The sequence below is a fragment of the Ancylobacter sp. genome, from assembly GCF_965229075.1.
Taxonomy (GTDB): domain Bacteria; phylum Pseudomonadota; class Alphaproteobacteria; order Rhizobiales; family Xanthobacteraceae; genus Ancylobacter.
In genome coordinates, this window is the sequence record NZ_CBDDIO010000002.1 from 510,148 (window position 1) to 530,592 (window position 20,445).

The following is a 20,445-nucleotide window of genomic DNA, read 5'->3' on the forward strand; positions in this document are numbered from 1 at the left end:
AGGCGATCATGAGACGTCGGACGACTGTGCGCGTTGTTTGTGGTATTTTAACACCTCTAATCCTGTCTTTCACCCCCGCCCACGCGTGGGATCTGCCGGCCGACAAGGGCACCATCTCCGCCGCGCAGGTCGAGGAAATCCGCGCCGGCAACGACTTCCCCGCCACCACCGGCTATGCCAGCAAGATCGACTATGTCGATTTTGACGCCAATGGCCGCAGCTTCACCCAGGTCGTCCTGCGACTCGATCCCGAAAAGCCGCTGCTGCACAACGGCCGAAAGGTCGTGCTGGTGGCGACCGAGGAGGGAAGCTCCAGCGTCAACGGCTTCCTGACCACGGATGAGGGCAAGGAAGGCATCGGTGTCTGGCTCGCCAAACGCGGCGTGACCTTCATCGGCCTGAACCGCGTCGGCCGCTGGAACTTCTTCGCCCCCGACCGCAGCGGCAGCTGGGAGAGCATCCCCCTCAACGACCGCATGCCGATCTTCTCGCAGCACCAGAAGGCCTACTGGTCGGTGGACGACTGGACCTCGCAGGCGGCGGGCAAGACGTCGAGTTCGTCCGGCAGCGAGTTCGTGCGCTTTCCCAAGCCCGATACCGAGCTTTACAACTACATGGTCGCCGCCACGCCGGTCGTCTTCGTCGATGGCTTCGAGAAGGGCTTGCGCCATGTCCTCAGCGAGGAAGAGCGCCGGCAGTCGCTGCTGCTCTACTGGGGCTTCTCCACGGGTGGCGCCTTCATGTGGCCGCTGGCCGATCGCATCAAGCCGGACGGCTTCCTCAATTGGGGCACCTCGCCTCCCGGCATCGCCTATTTCTATGGCGCGGCGCTGCACAAGGGGCGGTGGGACTGGCTCTACGAGAAATCAGCGCTGCGTGTGCGCGGCCGCGGCAGGGCCGATTTCGACTTCTACAACACCCGCGCCAATCCGGATGAGAAGGACGCGCGCTGGGAGCGCAACCTCAAGGAGCCGCGTTTCAAGGCGGCCGAAGACAGCCTGATGTTCTTTAATATCGGCGCGCTGTCCGAAGGTGCGCTGCGTCTCTACACGGCGGAATTCCTGCCGGCCGAGCGCCGCCAGCTCGGCTATGCCGCGCTGGTTCAGGAGCAGATTGCGATCGCCGAACCCGGCCCCGGGCTGAAGGGCGTTCCGATTTGGGACATGAACGGCACCTTCGACGAAGTCTATCCGCCGCAATGGATGGAGGCCGCCCGCGAGCTGACGGCGGAAGCCACCGGCAAGCATCGCATCACCCGCATCGAGGGGCTCAACCACAGCATCGTTGAACGCCAGGTGCCTGTGATTGGAACAGTGTGGCTGCGGGCGATCCAGGACGGGTTTTTCGATCCGTTATTTATCACCAAACCTGAACAATAGACAAAAATTAATAGTTTGTGTCGAACAGCCGGCGTGAACTAGCGTCATCTCAGACAGAAGGCGAGCAGAGCTTGCCTTCTGCATTCCGGCCCCCCGAAATCATCCAACCGAGGCCGACATGTCCGGTGAACCGACCGCCGAAAGCTGGGAAGAGATCGTCGTCCGCGTGCTCAAGGCGAACGATGTCAGCCTGGTCAGCTATGTCCCCGACAATGTGCTGGCGCGGCTGATCCGTCTTATCGAGGCCGATCCCTTCTTCACCGTCATCTCCCCGGCCCGGGAAGAGGAGGCCGTGGCGATCGTCACCGGCGCCTATATGGGCGGAAAGCGCGGCATCGCGCTGATGCAGACCAGCGGCTTCGCCACGGTCGTCAATGCGCTGGCGTCGCTCGCCTGCCCGTTCCAGATCCCGCTGGTGATGATGATTTCCGAGCGCGGGACGCTCGGCGAATTCCAGCAGGGGCAGGCCATCGTCTGCCGCACCATGCGGCCCGTGCTGCAGAGCCTCGGGATCGAGCACTTCGCCATTCAGGAAAAGGCGCAGGTGGAGTTCGTCGTCGACGGCATGGTCCGCCAGGCCTTCGCCACCCAGGCGCCGGCGGCGCTCATCCTGTCGCCGCTGCTCACCAAGCGCGCGGCGTGAGAGGAACCGATCATGTCGAACCTCGAACCTGAGATCACCCGCGACAGCGCCGCGACGCTGAACCGCACGGCCCTGACCCGGCGGCTGGTCGCCCGGCTGACCTCCGAAGAAGCCGTCATCGGCGGCATCGGCCACACCAATTTCGACCTCTGGGCCGCCGGCCAGCGGCCGCAGAATTTCTACATGCTCGGCAGTATGGGCCTCGCCACGCCCATCGCGTTGGGGGTCGCCATCGCCCAGCCGCAGCGCAAGGTGTTCGCTCTTGACGGCGACGGCTCGATCCTGATGCAGCTCGGCACGTTCGGCACGGTGGCTGCCACCGCACCGAAGAACCTCGCCATCATCATCTGGGACAATGGCGCCTACCACATCACCGGCGCGCAGAAGACGCTGACCGCGACCTGCACGGATATCGTCGCCGTCGCGCGAGGCGCTGGCCTGAAGCAGGCGCAGTGGGCCGCCGACGAGGCCCATTTCGATGAGCTGGTCACACGCGCTCTGGAAGGCGACGGGCCGTGGCTGATTGCCGCCAAGATCGACCAGACCAAGCCGGCGGGCGTCACCGAACGCGATCCCGTCAAGATCCGCCTCAACTTCATGGCCGGCATCGGCACGCGAGCGTGAGGAGAAAAGCCATGTCGCAGCTTCTCATCGGCGGAAACTGGGTGGACGGCGCCGCGACCGATCGCCTGCGGGACAAGTTCCGCGGCGAGGTTTTCGGCGAGATGGCGGTCGCCTCTCTCGAACAGGTCGACGCCGCGGTCGCGGGGGCACAGTCCGCCGTCGAGGCGTCCGCGCTCACGCCCTATGACCGCTACCGCATCCTTTCTCGCGCCGCACAGATCATCCAGGAGCGGGCCGAGCCCCTCATGGCGCTGATGCGCGACGAGGCCGGCTTCACCCGGGCCGATGGCGACAATGAGGTCCGGCGCTGCGTTCAGACGCTGGAGCTCTCGGCCGAAGAGGCCAAGCGGTTGAATGGCGAACTGGTGCCGATGCAGGCCGGTGACGGCGTGCGCGACCGGCTCGGCTTCACCATTCGGGTGCCGCGCGGCGTGGTCTGCGCCATCACCCCGTTCAACTCGCCGCTCAACGTGGTCGCCCACAAGGTTGGGCCGGCGCTGGCGGGCGGCAACGCCGTCATCGTCAAGCCGTCCAACCACACGCCGCTCTCGGCGGTGGAGCTCTGCCGGGCGCTGATCGACGCCGGCCTGCCGTCCGGATTGCTGGCGCTGCTGCACGGCCCCGGCTCGGCCATCGGCCGCCGGCTGCTGGACGATCCGCGCATCGCCTTCTACGCCTTCACCGGAAGTACCCGCGTGGGGCGCGAGATTCAGGCCGCCGCCGGGCTGCGCGGCACCCAGCTCGAACTTGGGAGCATCGCCAGCACCATCGTCTGCCACGATGCCGACCTCGCGCGCGCCATCCCGAAGATCGTCAATGCCGGCTTCCGCAAGGCCGGGCAGGTCTGTACCTCGGTGCAGCGCCTGTTCGTCGACCGCCGCATCGAAGGCAGCTTCGTGCCGCAGCTCGTCGAGGCGGTTCGCGCCGCCAAGGCCGGCGATCCTTCCGATCCTTCCGTGGTGATCGGCCCGATGATCTCCCGCGCCCATGCCGAGCGTGCCGCCTCCTGGGTGCAGGAAGCGGTGGCAGCCGGAGCGCGCATCCTTACCGGCGGCACGCATGACGGCGCCGTCTTCGCGCCGACCGTGCTCGACCGTGTCGCGCCTTCGATGAAGGTGGTGTGCGAGGAGATCTTCGCGCCGGTGCTGTCGGTCATTCCGTTCGATGACGTCGAAGAGGCGGTCGAGATGGCCAATGCCAGCCCGTTCGGCCTCGCCGCCGGGCTGTTCACCTCCGACATCAGCACGGCGCTGCGCACCGCGCGGGCGCTTCGCTTCGGCGGTGTCCACATCAACGAGGCATCGAGCGCGCGCGTCGATGTCATGCCCTTCGGCGGCGTGAAGGACAGCGGCTTCGGACGCGAAGGGCCGGCCTACGCCATCCGCGAGATGACCGAGGAACGGCTCATCACGATCGCCTACTGAACCCCGCCTGCATCCGTTCAGAAGCACCCAACGACATGAACAAGCCTGTCACCTTTGACAACACGCTGCGTGTGGCCGTCGATATCGGTGGAACCTTCACCGACGGCGTCGCCACGCTCTCGCCCGAGGGGCGGATCTGGGTGGCGAAGTCGCCGACGACGCCCGCCGATCCGGGCCAGGCGGTGACCACGGTGATCGAGGACCTGCTGCGGCAGGTCGCGCAGTCGCATGAGGGAGCCGCCACCGCCCCGCCGCTGGCGGAAGTCGTGCACGGCACCACCCTCATCACCAACACGCTGATCGAGCGCAAGGGTGCCAAGACGGCGCTCATCACGACGCGCGGCATGCGCGATGTGCTCGAAATCGGCCGCGAATGGCGCTACGACATCTATGATCTCGACATCGAAATCCCCAAGCCGTTGATCGAGCCGCACAACCGCATCGAGGTGGCGGAACGGCTCGACGCGACGGGCGAGGTGCTGGAACCGCTCAGCGAGGACGAGCTGGACCGCGTGGTCGCGCAGCTGAGGTCGCTCGATGTCGAATCCGCCGCCGTCTCGCTGCTGCACTCCTACGTCAATACCGAGCACGAGAAGCGGATCGAAGCGCGGCTGAAGGCCGCCCTGCCACATCTCGCCATTTCGCTGTCGGCCGATCTCGCCCGCGAGATCAAGGAGTTCGAGCGAACCTCCACCGTGGCGGCCAATGCCTATGTGAAGCCGCTGGTGGCCACCTATCTGCAGGAGCTGGGCGCGCGGATCGCCGCGATCCGGCCGGGCATTCCGCTGCGGGTGATGGTGTCGAGCGGCGGCTTCTCGTCGGCGCAATCGGGGGCGGAATCGCCGATCCTGCTGCTGGAATCCGGCCCCGCCGCCGGCGTGATGTCGGCCCTGAACACGGCGCGCCAGAATGGCGTCGACCAGGTGCTCGCCTTCGACATGGGCGGCACCACCGCCAAGGCCTGCGTGGCGGTCGGCGGCGAGGCGCCGATCGCGCACAGCTTCGAATGCGCCCGCGTCGAGCGCTTCAAGCGCGGCTCCGGCCTGCCTATCCTCATCCCGAGCATCGAGCTGATCGAGATCGGTGCCGGCGGCGGCTCCATCGCCCATTGCAACCGGCTCGGCCTGTTGAACATCGGCCCGGAATCGTCCGGCTCCGTGCCGGGCCCGGCCTGCTACGGACGCGGCGGCACCGACCCGACCGTGACCGATGCCGACCTGCTGCTCGGCTATCTCAGCCCGGACAATTTCCTCGGCGGCGAGATGAAGCTTGATGTCGCCGGTGCCGCGCGCGCCATGGAACGGCTTGCCGCCGAGCTCTCGGTCTCCCCCCTCGGGGCCGCGTGGGGGATCTGCAACGTGGTCAACGAGAACATGGCCAGCGCGGCACGTATCCACATCGCCGAGAACGGTCTCGACCCGCGCGACTTCACCATGGTGGCGACCGGCGGCGCCGGCCCGGTCCACGCGGTGGAGGTGGCGCGCAAGCTGCGCATCGGAGAGGTTCTCATCCCCATTGCTGCCGGTGCAGGCTCCTGTCTCGGCATGCTGGCGGCGCCGGCCCGCATTGATCGCGCCTGGTCAAACCCGCAAATGCTGGCGGATGTCGACTGGGCGGCGGTGGCGGAAAACCTCAGTGTCCTGCGGCGCGAAAGCGAAATCGAACTCGCGGCCGCCGGCGCGCACGACGTCGAGTGGGTGATCGGCGCGGCCATGCGCTATTATGGCCAGGGCGCCGAGATCGACGTCGCGATCCCCTACACGCAGGCCTCGCCGGCAACCAGCGTGGTGCTGCGTGCCGCCTTCGAGGCCGAGTATGAGCGCCTCTATGGTCGCCTGGTGCCCAATGCCGCGCCACAGGTGATGACCTGGCGCCTGGTCGGTCGCGCCCCCAGCGAAGGCCATCATTTCGAATGGGGCGACAACCGGGTCCGCGCCACGGAGAGCGGCAACGGGCGCCGTGAGATCTACCTTCCCCTGAAAGGCGCCTACGGCACGGTCGACGTCTATGACCGCTATTCCGTCGCCCCGGGCCGCACCCTGCAGGCGCCGCTGATCCTCGAAGAGCGGGAATCGACCATCGTCGTCGCGGTGGCCGCCGACGTCACCATCCGGCCGGACCTGACCGTCGCCGTCTCCATCAAGGAATTCGACTGACATGGAACACCTTGTCGCCGAGCAACGTCCCATCTCTTCCGGTCCCTCGTCCCCACGCAGCTCTTCCGCCTTTGATGCCATCGAGCTGGAGATCCTGTGGAAGCGGCTCGTCAGCGTGGTGGACGAGGCCTCCGCCGCCTTTGTGCGCACCTGCTTCTCGACGCTGGTGCGCGACGGCAACGATTTCGCCATCGTGCTCACCGATGCTGAGGGGCGATCGCTGGCGCAGTCGACCATGTCGCTGCCCGGCTTCATCGGGTGCCTGCCGGCGACCGTCCGGCATTTCCTCGACAAGTTTCCGGCCGAGACCATCCGACCCGGGGATGTGTTCATCACCAATGATCCGTGGAAGGGATCGGGTCACGTGCACGACGTGACCACCGCGACGCCGATCTTCCACCGCGGCAGGCTGGTGGCCTTTGCCGCCGTGGTCTCGCACCTGCCCGACATCGGCGGAAAGCTGCGCTCCAATTCCAGCCGCGAAATCTATGAGGAAGGGCTGCAGATTCCGCTGATGCGGCTCCTCGACGCCGGCAAGCCGAACGAGGTGCTGATCGAGATGATCACCCAGAACATCCGCGTGCCCGAGCAGGGCATGGGGGATATCTGGGCGCAGGTCGCCGGCTGCCGCACCATGGGCGAACGCCTCCAGGGTCTGCTCGACGCGGTGGATATCAACGCGCTGGGAGCCGAGGTGCGCACGCGCTCGGAAATGGCCATGCGTGATGCCATCCGGCAGATTCCCGACGGGGTCTACCGCTCCACCGTGCAGCATGACGGCTTCGACAAGCCGATCCTTATCCAGTGCGAACTGACGGTGAAGGGCGACGAGATCGCCATCGACTATGCCGGCACCAGCCCGCAGCTGCCGCACGCCCTGAACGTCGTGCCCATCTACACCTTTGCCTATACGGTCTATGGGCTGAAGGCGCTGCTCTGCCCGGACATTCCCAACAATGAAGGCAGTTTCCTGCCGATCTCCACCACGGCCCCGGTCGGCTCGCTGCTGAACCCGACCTATCCGGCCGCCTCCGGCGGGCGCAGCGCCATCGGTCATCTGCTGCCGGCCGCCGTGTTCAAGGCGCTCGCCGGCGTGCTGCCGGAGAAGGTGTGGGCGGGCGGGTCGCCGAATTCATCGCTCACCATGTCCGGCGAGTATCGCGGCAAGCGCTTCGCCGTGGTGAACTTCCTCAATGCCGGCCAGGGCGCCACCGCACGACGCGATGGCTTCTCGGCGCTGAGCTTCCCCGCCAATCTCGGCAACACCCCGGTCGAGATGATGGAGAACCTCGCCCCCATCAAGGTGCTGCGCCGCGAGATCCGGCGCGACAGCGGCGGCGCCGGCCTTCACCGGGGCGGCGGCGGCATCAGCTTCGAGTTCGAGATGCTGCCCGACGCCTCCGACGTGATGGCCTCGTTCCTGATGACGCAGCTCAAGACCCCGACCGCCGGCTTCGCAGGCGGAGGCACGGGCAAGCCGGGCCGCCTCGTCATCAACGGCACGCAGATCGACCCCACGGAGCCGCGCGTGCTCAAGGCCGGCGACCGCGTGCTCATGGAGACCGCGGGCGGCGGCGGCTACGGGACGGCGCGCTGAGCGATGTCACGGCTTCAAGTGAAAGGGACTTTCGACATGGACGACATCACCCGTATCGACCAGAACCACCGCCGCAGCCGTGCCCTCGTGCACAATGGCATCGTCTATACGGCGGGCCAGGTTCCGGACGACATGAGCCTCGATGTCGCCGGCCAGGCCGCCCAGGTGCTCGCGAAGATCGACGCGCTGGTCAACGAGGCCGGCTCGTCGCGGGAAAGGATCCTCACCGCCCAGGTCTGGCTGCGCACCATGGACGATTTCGCGGCCTTCAACGCCGTATGGGACGCCTGGGTGGCGCCCGGCCGCACGCCCACGCGCTGCTGCGGCAAGGTCGAGATGAACAACCCATCCTGCCGCGTCGAGATTCTCGTGACGGCGGCGCTCTGACACCGGCTCGGGACCGCACGCCATGGCAACGCCCGACCTGTCGCGGCATTACGACGTACTGGTGATCGGCGGCGGCAACGCCGCCCTGTGCGCAGCGATTTCGGCCCGCCGCGAGGGCCGCTCGGTGCTCGTGCTCGAAGCCGCCCCGCGCTTCTACCGGGGCGGCAACACCCGCCACACCCGCAACATGCGCTGCGCCCATGACACCGCGACGGGCACGCTGACCGGCCCCTATACCGAAGACGAGTTCTTCGATGACCTGCTGCGGGTGACGCGGGGCAACACCGACGAGCCGCTGGCACGGATGATGATCCGCGAATCCAAGCAGATGCTGGACTGGATCGTCGAACAGGGCGTGCGTTTCCAGCCCTCCCTCGGCGGCACGCTGAGCCTCGGGCGCACCAACTCCTTCTTCCTCGGCGGCGGGCGGGCCATGCTCAACGCGCTGTACCGCACGGCCGAGACGCTCGGCGTCGACGTGCTGTACGACGCAGAGGTGACGGCGCTCGCTATTGAGCAAGGCATGTTCCTCGGCGCCACCATCGGCGGGCAGGTCAATGCCACGGTGCGGGCCGCGACGCTGATCGCCGCTTCCGGCGGCTTCGAGGCGAATATCGAGTGGCTGAAGGAGGGGTGGGGCGAGATTGCCGGCAATTTCCTCATCCGCGGCACGCCCTATAATCGCGGCTCCGTGCTGCGCATGCTGATGGAAGCCGGTGTGCAGACGGTGGGCGATCCGACCCAATGCCATGCGGTGGCGATCGACGCCCGCGCGCCCAAATTCGACGGCGGGATCATCACCCGGCTCGATTGCGTGGTGTTCGGCATCGTCGTCAACAACCGCTGCGAACGCTTCTACGACGAAGGCGAGGACATCTGGCCCAAGCGCTACGCGATCTGGGGCCGCATGGTCGCGCGCCAGCCCGACCAGATCGCCTATATCCTGTTCGATGCGCCGGCGCTGAACCTGTTCATGCCCTCGCTGTTCCCGCCCATCGCGGCATCCAGCATCGCCGAGCTGGCCGGCAAGCTGGGGCTCGACGCCAAGGCGCTCGACGCCACCGTCGCCGGCTTCAATGCCGCGGTGAGGCCCGGCACCTTCGACCATACCGTGCTGGACGACTGCCGCACCGAAGGGCTCGTGCCGCCGAAGACCCATTGGGCGCGCCGCATCGACACCGCCCCGTTCTATGCCTACCCGGTACGGCCGGGCATCACCTTCACCTATCTCGGCACGCGCGTGAACGAGCAGGCCCGCGTGCTGATGCGGGACGGCCGGCCCTCCGCCAACATCTTCGCGGCGGGCGAGATCATGGCCGGCAATGTGCTCGGCGAAGGCTACGCGGCCGGCATCGGCATGACCATCGGTTCCGTTTTCGGGCGGATCGCGGGAAGGGAGGCCGCCTCACATGCGCGCAACTGACACCATTCCCGGCATGACGGCCCCCGGTGCGACGCTGACGCCGCATGCCGACGCCCTGCACGCCGAGGGCGATCGGCTGATGACCATCTGCAACTCCTGCCGCTATTGCGAGGGGCTGTGCGCGGTCTTCCCGGCCATGGAACTGCGGCGCGAGTTCCGCGATGGCGACCTGAATTACCTCGCCAATCTCTGCCACTCCTGCGGTGCCTGCTTTGTCGACTGCCAGTTCGCGCCGCCGCATGAATTCGCGGTGAACGTGCCGCGGACGCTGGCCCGTCTGCGCAACGACTCCTACCGCACCTATGCCTGGCCTGCCGCGCTGGCGCCGATGTTCGACCGCAACGGCCTGGCGATCAGCCTAGTTGCGTCCGTTGCCGTGGCCGGATTCATCCTGGGCTTCGTGGCCTTCAACGATCCCGGCGCCCTCACCGCGACGGCGAGTGGCCCCGGCGCGTTTTACCGGCTGATGCCGCACAACGCGATGGCGGCCCTGTTCGGCGCGGCCTTTCTCTATGCGCTGGTGGCCATGGGGCTCGGCCTGCGCGCGTTCTGGAAGGACATTGGTGAACCGGCGGCGACGCTCGGCCACCCGCCCTCGCTGTGGCAGGCCGCCAAGGACGCCGGACGGCTGCGCTATCTCGACGGCGGAGAGGCCGGCTGCTTCAATGAGGACGACCAGCCCAACGACCGGCGCCGCCTCTATCACCACTTCACGTTCTACGGCTTCATGCTGTGCTTCGCGGCGACGAGCGTCGCCACGCTCTACCATTACGCGCTCGGCCGCGAGGCGCCTTACCCGCTTTACGATCTGCCTGTTGTCCTCGGCACGCTTGGCGGCATCGGTCTCATTGTCGGTCCCATCGGCCTGTTCGCCGCCAAGCTGCGGCGGGCGCCCCATCTCGTCGACGAGGCGCGGTTCGGCATGGACACGGCGTTTCTCGCCATGCTGTTCCTGACCAGCCTCACCGGCCTCGCCCTGATGCTGCTTCGTGACACCCCCGCCATGGGCACGCTGCTCGCGCTGCACCTCGGGGTGGTCTTGGCGCTGTTCCTCACGATGCCGTACAGCAAGATGGTGCACGGGCTGTACCGCTATGCCGCTCTGGTCCGCTATGCGCGCGAGAGCCGGTGGTGATGCCGGCCCATAGCGTGCCCCTCTCCAACGAAGATAATGATACGCCACCACACTCTGGGACTAAACGGGTAGCTCTCGACAGCCTGCGACCGGTCGAGAAGCGCGCCCGGCATATCGCCGGGCGCGTCCGCCGTCAGAACGCCTCGCCGACGAGTTCCTCGCTTTTGCGCCACAGGGCCTCCGCCCGCTCGACGTCGAGCGCATAGGGGCGCACGCCGCCGCGAATGCCTTCGCCGTCCTGCACTTCAGCCATATGGCAGTCCTCGCAATAGCGCCCGCCGATCGCCTCGGCATCGGCGACGCAGGCGGCCCATACCGTGGTCGCCGCCCCCTGCGGGATCGACTTCAAGGCGAAAGGCGGCAGCCCCGCCGCTGCATGGGCGGCGTCGATCGACGCGATCAGCGCCTCCATCTCGCCCGAACTCATGTGCCGGCCAAGCTCGGTGTGGATGCCGCCGGGATGCACCGCCGTGGCGCGCACGCCGCGCGCGCGGTGTCGCCGGTCGAACGCGACGGCGAACAGGCTGTTGGCCGTCTTCGAGCGGCCATACGCGACCCACGGATCATAAGTGGTCTGCTCGAAATTCGGGTCGTCGAGGTCGACATCGGCGAAGCGGTGGCCGGCGGAGGACAGGTTCACCAGCCGCCCGCCATCCCCGATCAATCGAGCGATCCGGTTGACCAGCACGAAATGGCCGAGATGGTTGGTGCCGAACTGGGTCTCGAACCCGTCGGCGGTTCGGCCGAAGGGCGGCGCCATGACGCCGGCATTGGCGATCACCAGGTTGAACCGGCGGGCATCGGCCTGCAAACGGTCGGCGCAGGCCCGCACGCTGGAAAGCGAGGCAAGGTCCAGCGCGACCAGCTCGAAACTGCCACCACCCGCCCGAGCCGCCTCCCGCACGGCGGCGGTCGCCCGCTCGGCCTTGGCGAGGTCGCGCGCCGCGCCGACCACATCGGCGCCATGGGCCGCCAGAACCCTCGCCGTCTCGACGCCCAGCCCCGCCGACGTGCCCGTCACCAGAACGCGCGTGCCGTGGAGGTCGACGCCGGCGAGCACCTCGTCCGTGGTCGATGTCGCACCGAAAGCCTTTGTCATGATCTGTTCCTGTTCGCGTGAAGACGCGCGGCGATGCCGCGTCCTGGGCCATATGGGCCGCCACTTGCGAAGCCGAGCGCCCGATCATATCAACTCCTTGCCTGATCCTATCAGCGCCGCTTGCGCTGCCGGCGCGGAAGGACAAGATCATCGCCATGCAGGATGTGCTCGATCGCATGTGCCGGCGCATTGCGCGCCATACTGACGGGATGCGGCTGGAGACGCCCGTGCCGCATGTCGCCATAGGGGTTGCCCACCAGAACAGCGCGCCGGTGACGACGCTCTATGAACCGATGGTCTGCGCGGTGCTGCAGGGTAGCAAGCAGGTGCTGATCGGCGACCGGATGCTGCGCTATGGCGCCGGGACCTGCTTCATCGCCTCGCTGGAGCTGCCCGCCACCGGATGCGTGATCGAGGCGGCGCGGGACGCACCCTATGTGGTCACCGCCCTCGCTCTCGATCGCGACCTGCTCACCAGCCTGCTCGAAGAGATGCCGCCCGCCCCCTCAGCGGCGCCTCCGGCTGGACCGGCCTCCAGTTTCGGCGTCACGCCCGCCACGGCCGAGTTGCTGGAGGCGTGGGATCATCTGCTCGCGCTGCTGGACACGCCCGCCGACATCCCCTTTCTCGCGCCCTCGCGTGAGCGCGAGTTGCTGTACCGCCTGTTGCAGGGCGGCCATGGCCCGCTGCTCCGGCAGGCCGGGCGCGCCGACAGCCGCCTGTCGCAGGTGCGCCGGGCGATCGGCTGGATCCGCCGCAACTTCGACCAGACGCTGCGGACCGAGACCCTGGCCGAGATCGCCGGAATGAGCGTGCCGTCCTTCCACCGCCATTTCAAAGCGGCGACGGCGATGAGCCCGCTGCAGTACCAGAAGACGCTGCGCCTGCAGGCGGCGCGGCGATTGCTGACGACCCACACCGATGCGGCCCGCGCCGCCTATGCCGTCGGCTATGAGAGCGCCTCGCAGTTCAGCCGCGAATATGCCCGCCTGTTCGGCACGCCTCCGGCCCGCGACGCCGAGCGCCTGCGCCGCGCCGCGCAACTGGGGGAGGCACTCTGAGCCCGATCAAATTGAAACATCCCCACCGAGCCCCGTCGGTGCTGCATTGGATCATCGATCGCTGAAGCGGGCGCCGGGCGTGCCATTTCGCAACCTGCCCACGCCGCTGAAGCAAAACCCGATCATGTCTCGGGTGATGCGGGCGCGGGACGGTTCCCAGTGGCTGCCGCTAGAGTGGTACCGTCCGCGATGAACGCTTCATTCGAGCGCGTCGTCGCGGAGTGGGGCGGTGCATTTCGTCACCCCTCACCAATGAGGAGGACGGCGTCGCCCACGCCCTCGACCCATTCGTGCTGGCGCGCGAAGTCCTAGGCGGAAAAACGGCCGGCCGTTACAGAATGCCTCTTATGATCTTCCGCCACAGCCCCTGCGGCGGGAAGGATATCGGTGGCATAAGCCAAATGAAAAACTGCGCTGGCAGGCGCCCATCAAACCCCGCGCGGACGATCCTGATGCTGTTGCTCAGGTTGAAACGCGAACGGATCGCCCAGATGAACGCATGGCTGCTGCCCAAGGCGCGAAGTTCCTTGGCGTGGCGGCAGAAGGCATTAACGACAGCTTTGGAGTTGTAGTAGCGGTATTTCGATATGTAGGAGCGGCTCGTCAGCGTGTCGAGCGCTTCCCAGTAGCGCCAGCCCAGCAGCCAGTAATTGTTCTGGGCGTTCTGAAGGACGTTGTTGATCCGCTTCAAGGGGATGTCGACATTCTTCAGGCTATCCTGAAAGGAGCGCGCCACGACGCGGATGTCCGAGACGATTTCCATGGTGGCGAAATAATTGTCGCCATGAATGCGCCGCGTCGAAAGCGGGATATCGACAAAGGCCGTTCCGCCGAAGGCATGGCAGAGCTTGAGGAAATACGCATCCGCCGGCATCATCTGGACAGGCTCTTCCTCGAGGAAAAGCTCGGCCACCGAGCGCCTCATGACATTGCTGGTCCCCGGCGACCAGAGCCAGCCCTTGATGCTTCGGTCGGCCCGCGCCACGCGCGGCATCAGGGTCGATCGATAGAATTCCGCACTGAGCTGCGGCATCCGGGCGACGGTCGCCTCGTCGCGCAGCACCTGTTTGCCATCGGTCGCGCGCTGGAGCTTGCCCCAGCAGGAGGATGACAGGGCGCGATTCTCCGTGTCGGTCTCGATCACGTTGCTGGTCGTCAACGCCACGGTGTCTATGAGGGCGAGATGGGTCTGGACATGCACAGCCGTGAAGTCCGGAAACAGCACATCGTCCGCATCGATGACCGCAATGAAGGCGCCGGTCACGGCGCGAAAGCCGACGAACGCCCCACCAAGCTGCCCGAGATTCTCGGAAAGGCGGATCAGGCGGAAGCGCGCGTCGTCTCCCACGTGACGCTCGAACACGGTGACGCTGTCATCCGTCGAGCCATTGTCGACAACCACGCATTCCAGGCTGGGATAGTTCTGGTGTCGGATCGAATCGAGAGTCTCGCCGAGAAAATGACCATAGTTCCAGTTGACGACGACAAAACTGACCAGGGGCGCCTTGAGCCCGGCGACGGGCTGGCCATCGACCGTCATCAGATCACCGTCACCCTCGCGTGGAGGGGCGGAGAGCGCTGGATCAGAATTCATAGCCCTTCAACCCCGCTCGAGCCCGCACGTCGACCACGACGCGGCCACGCTTGAGATAACGATCCGCATAGGCAGCCTCCGCCGGGCGCTCGACGTCGCGCAGGAAGATCATTCCTCCCGGCGCGACCAGACGGGAGGCCGCGTAGATGCTCTTCATCCGGCCCGGACAATCGTCCTTGTGCCCGGCGGGCCCGTCGACCAGGATGATGTCCCATTTGCGCCCCGTGACGTCTGCCGGCAGGTCCATTTCCAGCGCCTCCGGACGAGGGAGAAGACGGCTCCAATCGCTCAGCCGCGTGCCGTATGTCACGAGGTGAACAGCGGAGGCGGCGAGCTTGCTCTGAACGGTGGAGGCCCAGTCGGGGTCGTCCTCCAGGAAGGTTGTCGTTCCCCCCGAATTCAGCCGCTCCCAAAGCTGCGAGTCGTTTCCGCAGCCGAAAACCAGCAGAGAAGCACCCGGCCGCGCCCGAAGGGCCTGCACGATAGGTCGCAGTTCCGTGACAGTGAGTTGTACGTCGTCGAGGCTTTGTGGATACATGCCGATTTCGCCGGCGAACGCGCGACGCTGCGCCTGCTCCATTGCCGCGATGTGATGCTTGAATCCATTCCACGGTACGCCGCTGACCGCCGCGAAGGGCCATGTGTTTGCGACGAACCGGCGCCGCTCACCCAGCTCTTCCCGCATGCCGTCGACGAGATCGAGGAAACGGCGTCGCTCCGGCTCGATCCGCTTCAGCGTCCGGGCGCGAATCTCGTGTCTCGGAATGTTCCGCGCCTTCAGGCCGGCCACGGCGTCGCGGATCGTCCGTGGGTCGGGCTCGACCACGGCGCAGTAGTCCGGATCGAAGAAAACGTCGCGTCCCCCCTGGCTTGGCGTACTCACGACGGATAGGCCGGCCAGCATGTACTCCACGGCGGCGTAGCTTGCTCCCTCCACTTCCGACAGGAGGAGGCCCGTCGTGGCCTTGGCGAGGCACTGATTGACCTCGGCGTGGGATAGCGTCTCCGGCAGCCCGTGCTTGAGCGGATTGAGCAAGACATGGCGGGGATTTCGAGCGGCCGTCTCCGCCCAGAGGCGGCGAAAATCGTCCTGCCGCGTTTGCTGCGGCTCGGCATAGGTCACATAGGCGACGTTGTTGATACCGGCGGCGAGTTCATGCCGCTTTCCCGCGACGAAGCGCGCATTATAGATCGCATCGAACGTGACGGACACATCGTCGAGTGGACGGAAAACCTCTTCCGAAACAGTGAATTTGTGATTCAGAAACAGGGCCGGTCGACCAAATCTGTTGAGGAGCTCCGTCTCGCGCTGCGTATTGCAAATGAACCGGAGTAGATGGTCGGGGTATAAGCGCTCATGGCGCGAGGCGAGATAGGATATATACCTCGCTTTTTCCTCGCTCTCGATTGACCACGTGGGATAGACGATAAAACCTGCTTTTGCGTTGCCATAGCGACGAGCAAAGGTCGGGGCAATTCCCAGAAACTCGTCATATGGCATGCCCGAAAGGAAAATGGGCGGATTCTCCGAGAGAAGAATAGCCGGACCGAAGTCGATGGGCCTTCCCTGGAGTTCGGGCAAGCGCTGCCGCTCGAACGGGGCCGCATAGAGAGCTGGAAAGGTATTTCGGATCGGTCGAGCTAGGCTGTGTCCCGCGCGCTTCACCAGACCGACAACACGCCGCACGCTTATCCGCTCCCGCAAGAACTCGCCAAGGGTCAAATTGACTCAATACTGGAGAAAATGGATAGACATGGACGGTGCCCCATGCAACCCGCGAATCGACATTCTCCGGCAAGCAGAGACGCACACACACGCTGCCGGACGGACTTCCAATACAGATCATCGCAACCACCAGACCGCGTGGAGTGCCCAAGAGAGTGTCAGGATTTCGGACGCTTGCCCCAGGACAGCGTAGCGCCTGTCGACGTCGCGCTGCCAAGGATATCCGCCGCTCGGCGCGACGGTCGAGCCTTGGCCGTATTCTTGAGGTGATGGACGTCCGCGGGAGTTTCCAATGGCGCGCGTATTAGTCAGTGGCGGCGCCGGCTTCCTGGGAAGCCTTGTCTGCGAGAGGTCTCTCGACGCGGGACATGAGGTGTGGTGCCTCGACAACCTGTCGACAGGCAGTCGGGAAAACGTGCGCCACCTGCGCGATCATCGGGATTTTCATCTTCTTGAGCAGGATGTCTGCTCGGATATCGCGGGCGAGTTCAACACCATATTCAACCTGGCGTGTCCGGCATCGCCCAAGCAATACCAGAAGGACCCCTTCCAGACCGTAAGAACCTGTATTCTTGGAGCAGTCAATGTGCTCGCGGTCAGTCGCCGGGCCGATTCCAGAGTTCTTCAGGCCTCAACTTCGGAGGTCTATGGTGACCCGCTGGTGCATCCGCAGCCCGAGACCTATTGGGGAAACGTCAATCCGATCGGCCCGCGTTCCTGCTATGATGAGGGCAAGCGCTGTGCCGAAACACTGTTTCACGACCACCATCGCCAGTTCGGCACGCGCATCCGCATCGCGCGGATTTTCAACACCTATGGGCCGTTCATGCATCCCGACGATGGCCGGGTGGTATCGACCTTCATTGTCCAGGCGTTGCGTAATGAGCCCATCACCGTCGCCGGTGACGGCTCGCAGACGCGATCCTTCTGCTACCGGGACGACCTCGTGGACGGGCTGCTGAGGCTTATGGATGCCGACGGCGCGATGGTCGGGCCAGTGAATCTCGGCAATCCCTCGGAAATTCCAATCCTCCATCTTGCCGAGCGCATCATCGCCATGACCGGCTCCCGCTCGCGAATTGCCCATGGTCCGCTGCCCGCCGATGATCCGCAGCGCCGGTGCCCGGCGATTGGCCGTGCGCAAGCGCTGCTGGGCTGGCAGGCGTCGACCAGCCTGGATGAGGGCCTGCGCGCCACCATCGCCTATTTTGAGCGTTGTCTGTCAGGACCTCAGGCGCTGCGGCAGGCCACCTGACGGCGCCGGTGAGAGGGAGGACGCCGCGCGTGTAGCGGCGCACCGGGCGCCGGCGACGAAGACAGCAAAGCCAGGGAACCAGCTGCTCCGGCCTCACTTTGGCTGCCGAGCCGTTCTCTCCGCGCAGGAAAAGCGCGATGACGCCGTTTCGATATTCGGTCGCGATCTGCTGGTCTGCAGCCGCAGCAGCGCGGAGTTGGCCGAGAATGCCGGGCGTCCCGGCATCGGACATCCGTCACCATTCGCCTTGCATCGCCGCCGATGTGGACATGCGCCCCAGCGAGGCATCGGGCCGAACCGTCCCGGCGCAAATGCCGTGTCCTGCGGCGGCGCACGGTCGGACAGCGCGCGAGCCGCCGTGACGGGCCTTGCCGCACCTTCCCGCCACGGGCGTCGTGACGCCGTTGCGTTCCTCATTGAGAAGCACACGCCCGGCGCTGCTAATCTTCCGACGGCCGCCGCCCAACGAGACGCACCATGACCGAAGCCGACGATCTGCTCGCCCGCGACAGCGCGGCCTTCTTCCACCAGCACGGCTCCACGCCGAGCCTCGGCGCGCTGCGCGCCGCACAGGGACTTTGGCTGGAAGATGCGGACGGCCGGCGCTTCATCGACCTGCATGGCAACACCGTCCACCATCTCGGCCATGGCAACCCGGAAATCGTGGCGGCGCTGAAGGCGCAGCTGGACGAACTTGCGTTTGCCCCGCGCCGCTACACCAACCTGCCCGCCGTCGCGCTGGCGGAAGCGCTGCGGGCGCGCTGGCCCGGTCCGCCAGCGCGGGTGCTGTTCGCCACCGGCGGCTCGGATGCGATTGAGATCGCCATCAAGCTGGCGCGGGTCGCCACCGGCCGCTCGGAGACGGTGTCGCTCGAAGGCGCCTATCACGGCCATGGTTTCGGCGCCTTCGGGCTCTCTTCAGCGGCGCCCGACCCGCGCCTCGGCGCCTTCCTGCCGGGACGCCACCATGTCACGCCCTATTGGGCGGGCGAGGACGGCCCAGCGCAGATGCTGGAGGAGATCGCCCGGCATCTCGCCACCGGGCGCATCGCGGCGGTCATCGCCGAGCCGATGCGCGCGAACTGCCATGTGCCGCCGGCTGACCTGTGGCCGCAGGTCCGCGCCCTGTGCGACGCGCAGGGGACCAAGCTGATCTTCGACGAGATTCCCTCCGGCCTCGGCAAGACCGGCCGCTTCTTCGCCTTCGAGCATTTCGGCGCGGTACCGGACCTCGCCGTGCTCGGCAAGGCGCTGGGCGGCGGCATGGTCCCGCTCGCGGCGGTGATCGGCGATGCCCGGCTCGATGTCGCGCCCGAACTGGAACTCGGCCATTACACCCATGAAAAGAACCCGCTGACCACACGGGCGGCGCTAACCGCGCTGGAGATCATTGCCCGTGACGGTCTGGTCGCCCGCGCCGCGGCGGCCGGGCAGACGCTGCGCGAGGGGATCGCCACCATCGCCACGCGCGTGCCGTGCGTCACCGGAATACGCGGGCTGGGGCTGCTGCAGGCGGTGGAGTTCGCTCCCGACCGCGCCGGCCATCCGCCAGGCCCGGCCTTTGCCGAGCGCCTGGTCGCCTGCGCCTTCGCCGAGGGTCTGTCGACCACCGCCAAGGACGACGCCTCCCTCGGCCTGTCGCTGCCGCTCACCGTCACCGATGCGGAGATCGCCGAGGTGCTGGCGCGGATCGAGGCGATGGCCGGGAGGCTTGGACGCGGCCCGCTCTCATGAGCGGCTGGCCAGCGAGATCGGGGCTTCGGGCAGGACGGGCGGCGCCTCGCCGGGCTCGACATAGACCCAGGCCTTCTTGGCCGCGAGTTCGTCCGTCTCGCCGCTGGAGAGCGCCTTGATATAGGGCTCGGGCGTGAGGAACTTGGTGCCCTGCACCTTGCGCAGTGGGGTGCCCTCCTCCAGCAGCCGCTTGCGGACGGTCAGGGCGCGGGTGACATCCTCGAAGATGAAGAGGACGATGGCCATCGCATTGTGCTGATGCGGGTGGCCGTTGGTCAGCGCGACGCGCAGCGTGTTGCAGAACACGAAGACCGGGACCTGATCCTCCTGCAGGATCGAATCATACAGCGCGACGGTGACTTCCGGCCGGACCAGCTCGCTCTGCAGCGTGTGGACCTTGAGCGGGCGGCTGGGGTCGGTCTCCGGCATGTCCTTCAGTTCGAGCCAGCTGGCGTAGAGGTTGCGCAGGCCGGCGAGATAGCCGGTGATGCGGTGCACGGCATCGTCGCGCGTGCTGGCGGAATGGCTGTAGAGCACGCCGAGATAGGCGAGCGCGCCGGCGGTGACGGTGGCAAGGGCGGCGAGGATCGCCCCGGTGAAGCCGAGCCAGTTCGAGATGTTGGCGTCGTTGATGCCGACCAGCAGCCGGTCCCAGAAACTGGCAGCCAGCGCAAAGCCGATGCAGATGCCGAGCAGCACATTGGCAACGGCAACGATCACGATCCGCACGCTGTCTTTCATCCCGCAGCCTCTCCGGCGGCCGAAGCGCGACCCTGCTGTCGCCGTCTCCCGCAAGCCGCCTACCCCTTTGTGATACCACAAGCTGGCAGCCGGCGAGGCGTGCGCCTCACTCCCGGGTCGCCGACCGTGGGTGATTCGCGGGTGCGGCTGGTCCGTTCGCTCCCACCCTGTCCACCGAACTCGCGGCGTGACCGCCCGGCAGCCCGAATTGGGGCGCCGGATGCCAGCGCGCTAGGTGCGCCGCGGCCCGCCCCTTTCCGGCGGGGCACGCGGCCCTTGTATTTCCTCGCTTTGGCGTCTCTCTGCCCTGTCTGAGGCCGACATGTCTTTAATTCCTCTAATATGACTCCTAGGTCGAGTTTAAAACGATCCAAAATTGCTGTTCTTTAGAATTGCTACATGTGGGTCGCTTGTTTTTAAGTTATAAAAATCAAATTAATACGTGATTTGACTCAACTATTTACTTA

General features: G+C 66.3%; 16 protein-coding genes. 12 read left to right on the plus strand and 4 right to left on the minus strand.

Annotated features, from left to right (window positions below; genetic code table 11):
* Positions 1 to 8: 8 nt before the first annotated feature.
* The 9 genes from ACO07Z_RS08475 (at position 9) to tcuB (ending at position 10,768) form a co-directional block, all read left to right on the plus strand.
* The gene (locus tag ACO07Z_RS08475) at positions 9 to 1,379 is read left to right on the plus strand and encodes a hypothetical protein (RefSeq protein WP_421698312.1); all 1,371 of its coding nucleotides are present in this window, start codon (positions 9 to 11) and stop codon (positions 1,377 to 1,379) included.
* 118 nt (positions 1,380 to 1,497) lie between these two features.
* Complete coding sequence (locus ACO07Z_RS08480; protein ID WP_421698313.1) at positions 1,498 to 2,022, plus strand: thiamine pyrophosphate-binding protein; 525 nt, start codon at positions 1,498 to 1,500, stop codon at positions 2,020 to 2,022.
* A gap of 12 nt (positions 2,023 to 2,034) precedes the next feature.
* The gene (locus ACO07Z_RS08485; protein ID WP_421698314.1) at positions 2,035 to 2,646 is read left to right on the plus strand and encodes a thiamine pyrophosphate-dependent enzyme; all 612 of its coding nucleotides are present in this window, start codon (positions 2,035 to 2,037) and stop codon (positions 2,644 to 2,646) included.
* Positions 2,647 to 2,657: 11 nt separating this feature from the next.
* Positions 2,658 to 4,070 carry an aldehyde dehydrogenase family protein gene (locus ACO07Z_RS08490; protein WP_421698315.1) on the plus strand — a complete coding sequence of 471 codons (1,413 nt, stop codon included), beginning with the start codon at positions 2,658 to 2,660 and terminating at the stop codon, positions 4,068 to 4,070.
* Positions 4,071 to 4,105: 35 nt separating this feature from the next.
* Complete coding sequence (locus ACO07Z_RS08495; RefSeq protein ID WP_421698316.1) at positions 4,106 to 6,226, plus strand: hydantoinase/oxoprolinase family protein; 2,121 nt, start codon at positions 4,106 to 4,108, stop codon at positions 6,224 to 6,226.
* 1 nt (position 6,227) lies between these two features.
* Positions 6,228 to 7,823, plus strand: a complete 1,596-nt coding sequence (locus ACO07Z_RS08500; RefSeq protein ID WP_421698317.1) for a hydantoinase B/oxoprolinase family protein — start codon at positions 6,228 to 6,230, stop codon at positions 7,821 to 7,823.
* A 36-nt stretch (positions 7,824 to 7,859) separates the two neighbouring features.
* Positions 7,860 to 8,210, plus strand: a complete 351-nt coding sequence (locus ACO07Z_RS08505; RefSeq protein ID WP_421698318.1) for a RidA family protein — start codon at positions 7,860 to 7,862, stop codon at positions 8,208 to 8,210.
* A 22-nt stretch (positions 8,211 to 8,232) separates the two neighbouring features.
* The gene (gene tcuA / locus ACO07Z_RS08510; RefSeq protein WP_421698319.1) at positions 8,233 to 9,633 is read left to right on the plus strand and encodes an FAD-dependent tricarballylate dehydrogenase TcuA; all 1,401 of its coding nucleotides are present in this window, start codon (positions 8,233 to 8,235) and stop codon (positions 9,631 to 9,633) included.
* A gap of 13 nt (positions 9,634 to 9,646) precedes the next feature.
* The gene (tcuB, locus tag ACO07Z_RS08515; protein WP_421700779.1) at positions 9,647 to 10,768 is read left to right on the plus strand and encodes a tricarballylate utilization 4Fe-4S protein TcuB; all 1,122 of its coding nucleotides are present in this window, start codon (positions 9,647 to 9,649) and stop codon (positions 10,766 to 10,768) included.
* A gap of 133 nt (positions 10,769 to 10,901) precedes the next feature.
* Here the strand turns inward: tcuB and ACO07Z_RS08520 are convergent, their stop codons facing one another.
* Positions 10,902 to 11,867 carry an SDR family NAD(P)-dependent oxidoreductase gene (locus ACO07Z_RS08520; protein ID WP_421698320.1) on the minus strand — a complete coding sequence of 322 codons (966 nt, stop codon included), beginning with the start codon at positions 11,865 to 11,867 and terminating at the stop codon, positions 10,902 to 10,904.
* 155 nt (positions 11,868 to 12,022) lie between these two features.
* Here ACO07Z_RS08520 and ACO07Z_RS08525 point away from each other — a divergent pair, with 155 nt between their 5' ends.
* Positions 12,023 to 12,928 (plus strand): AraC family transcriptional regulator N-terminal domain-containing protein, encoded by a 906-nt coding sequence (locus ACO07Z_RS08525; protein WP_421698321.1) that lies wholly within the window; start codon positions 12,023 to 12,025, stop codon positions 12,926 to 12,928.
* 331 nt (positions 12,929 to 13,259) lie between these two features.
* Here the strand turns inward: ACO07Z_RS08525 and ACO07Z_RS08530 are convergent, their stop codons facing one another.
* Both ACO07Z_RS08530 and ACO07Z_RS08535 read right to left on the minus strand, forming a co-directional pair.
* Positions 13,260 to 14,468, minus strand: coding sequence for a glycosyltransferase family 2 protein (locus ACO07Z_RS08530; protein ID WP_421698322.1), 1,209 nt, complete (start codon positions 14,466 to 14,468; stop codon positions 13,260 to 13,262).
* A 43-nt stretch (positions 14,469 to 14,511) separates the two neighbouring features.
* Positions 14,512 to 16,209: a hypothetical protein gene (locus ACO07Z_RS08535; protein WP_421698323.1), complete on the minus strand. Its 1,698-nt coding sequence runs from the start codon at positions 16,207 to 16,209 to the stop codon at positions 14,512 to 14,514.
* A gap of 331 nt (positions 16,210 to 16,540) precedes the next feature.
* On the opposite strand from ACO07Z_RS08535, the gene ACO07Z_RS08540 reads away from it, so the two are divergent.
* Both ACO07Z_RS08540 and ACO07Z_RS08545 read left to right on the plus strand, forming a co-directional pair.
* The gene (locus ACO07Z_RS08540) at positions 16,541 to 17,503 is read left to right on the plus strand and encodes a UDP-glucuronic acid decarboxylase family protein (protein ID WP_421698324.1); all 963 of its coding nucleotides are present in this window, start codon (positions 16,541 to 16,543) and stop codon (positions 17,501 to 17,503) included.
* Positions 17,504 to 17,980: 477 nt separating this feature from the next.
* Positions 17,981 to 19,237 (plus strand): aminotransferase class III-fold pyridoxal phosphate-dependent enzyme, encoded by a 1,257-nt coding sequence (locus tag ACO07Z_RS08545; RefSeq protein WP_421698325.1) that lies wholly within the window; start codon positions 17,981 to 17,983, stop codon positions 19,235 to 19,237.
* On the opposite strand, the gene ACO07Z_RS08550 is transcribed toward ACO07Z_RS08545, so the two are convergent.
* The gene (locus ACO07Z_RS08550) at positions 19,232 to 19,978 is read right to left on the minus strand and encodes a hypothetical protein (protein ID WP_421698326.1); all 747 of its coding nucleotides are present in this window, start codon (positions 19,976 to 19,978) and stop codon (positions 19,232 to 19,234) included. The genes ACO07Z_RS08545 and ACO07Z_RS08550 overlap by 6 nt on opposite strands.
* Between the last annotated feature and the right edge of the window lie 467 nt (positions 19,979 to 20,445).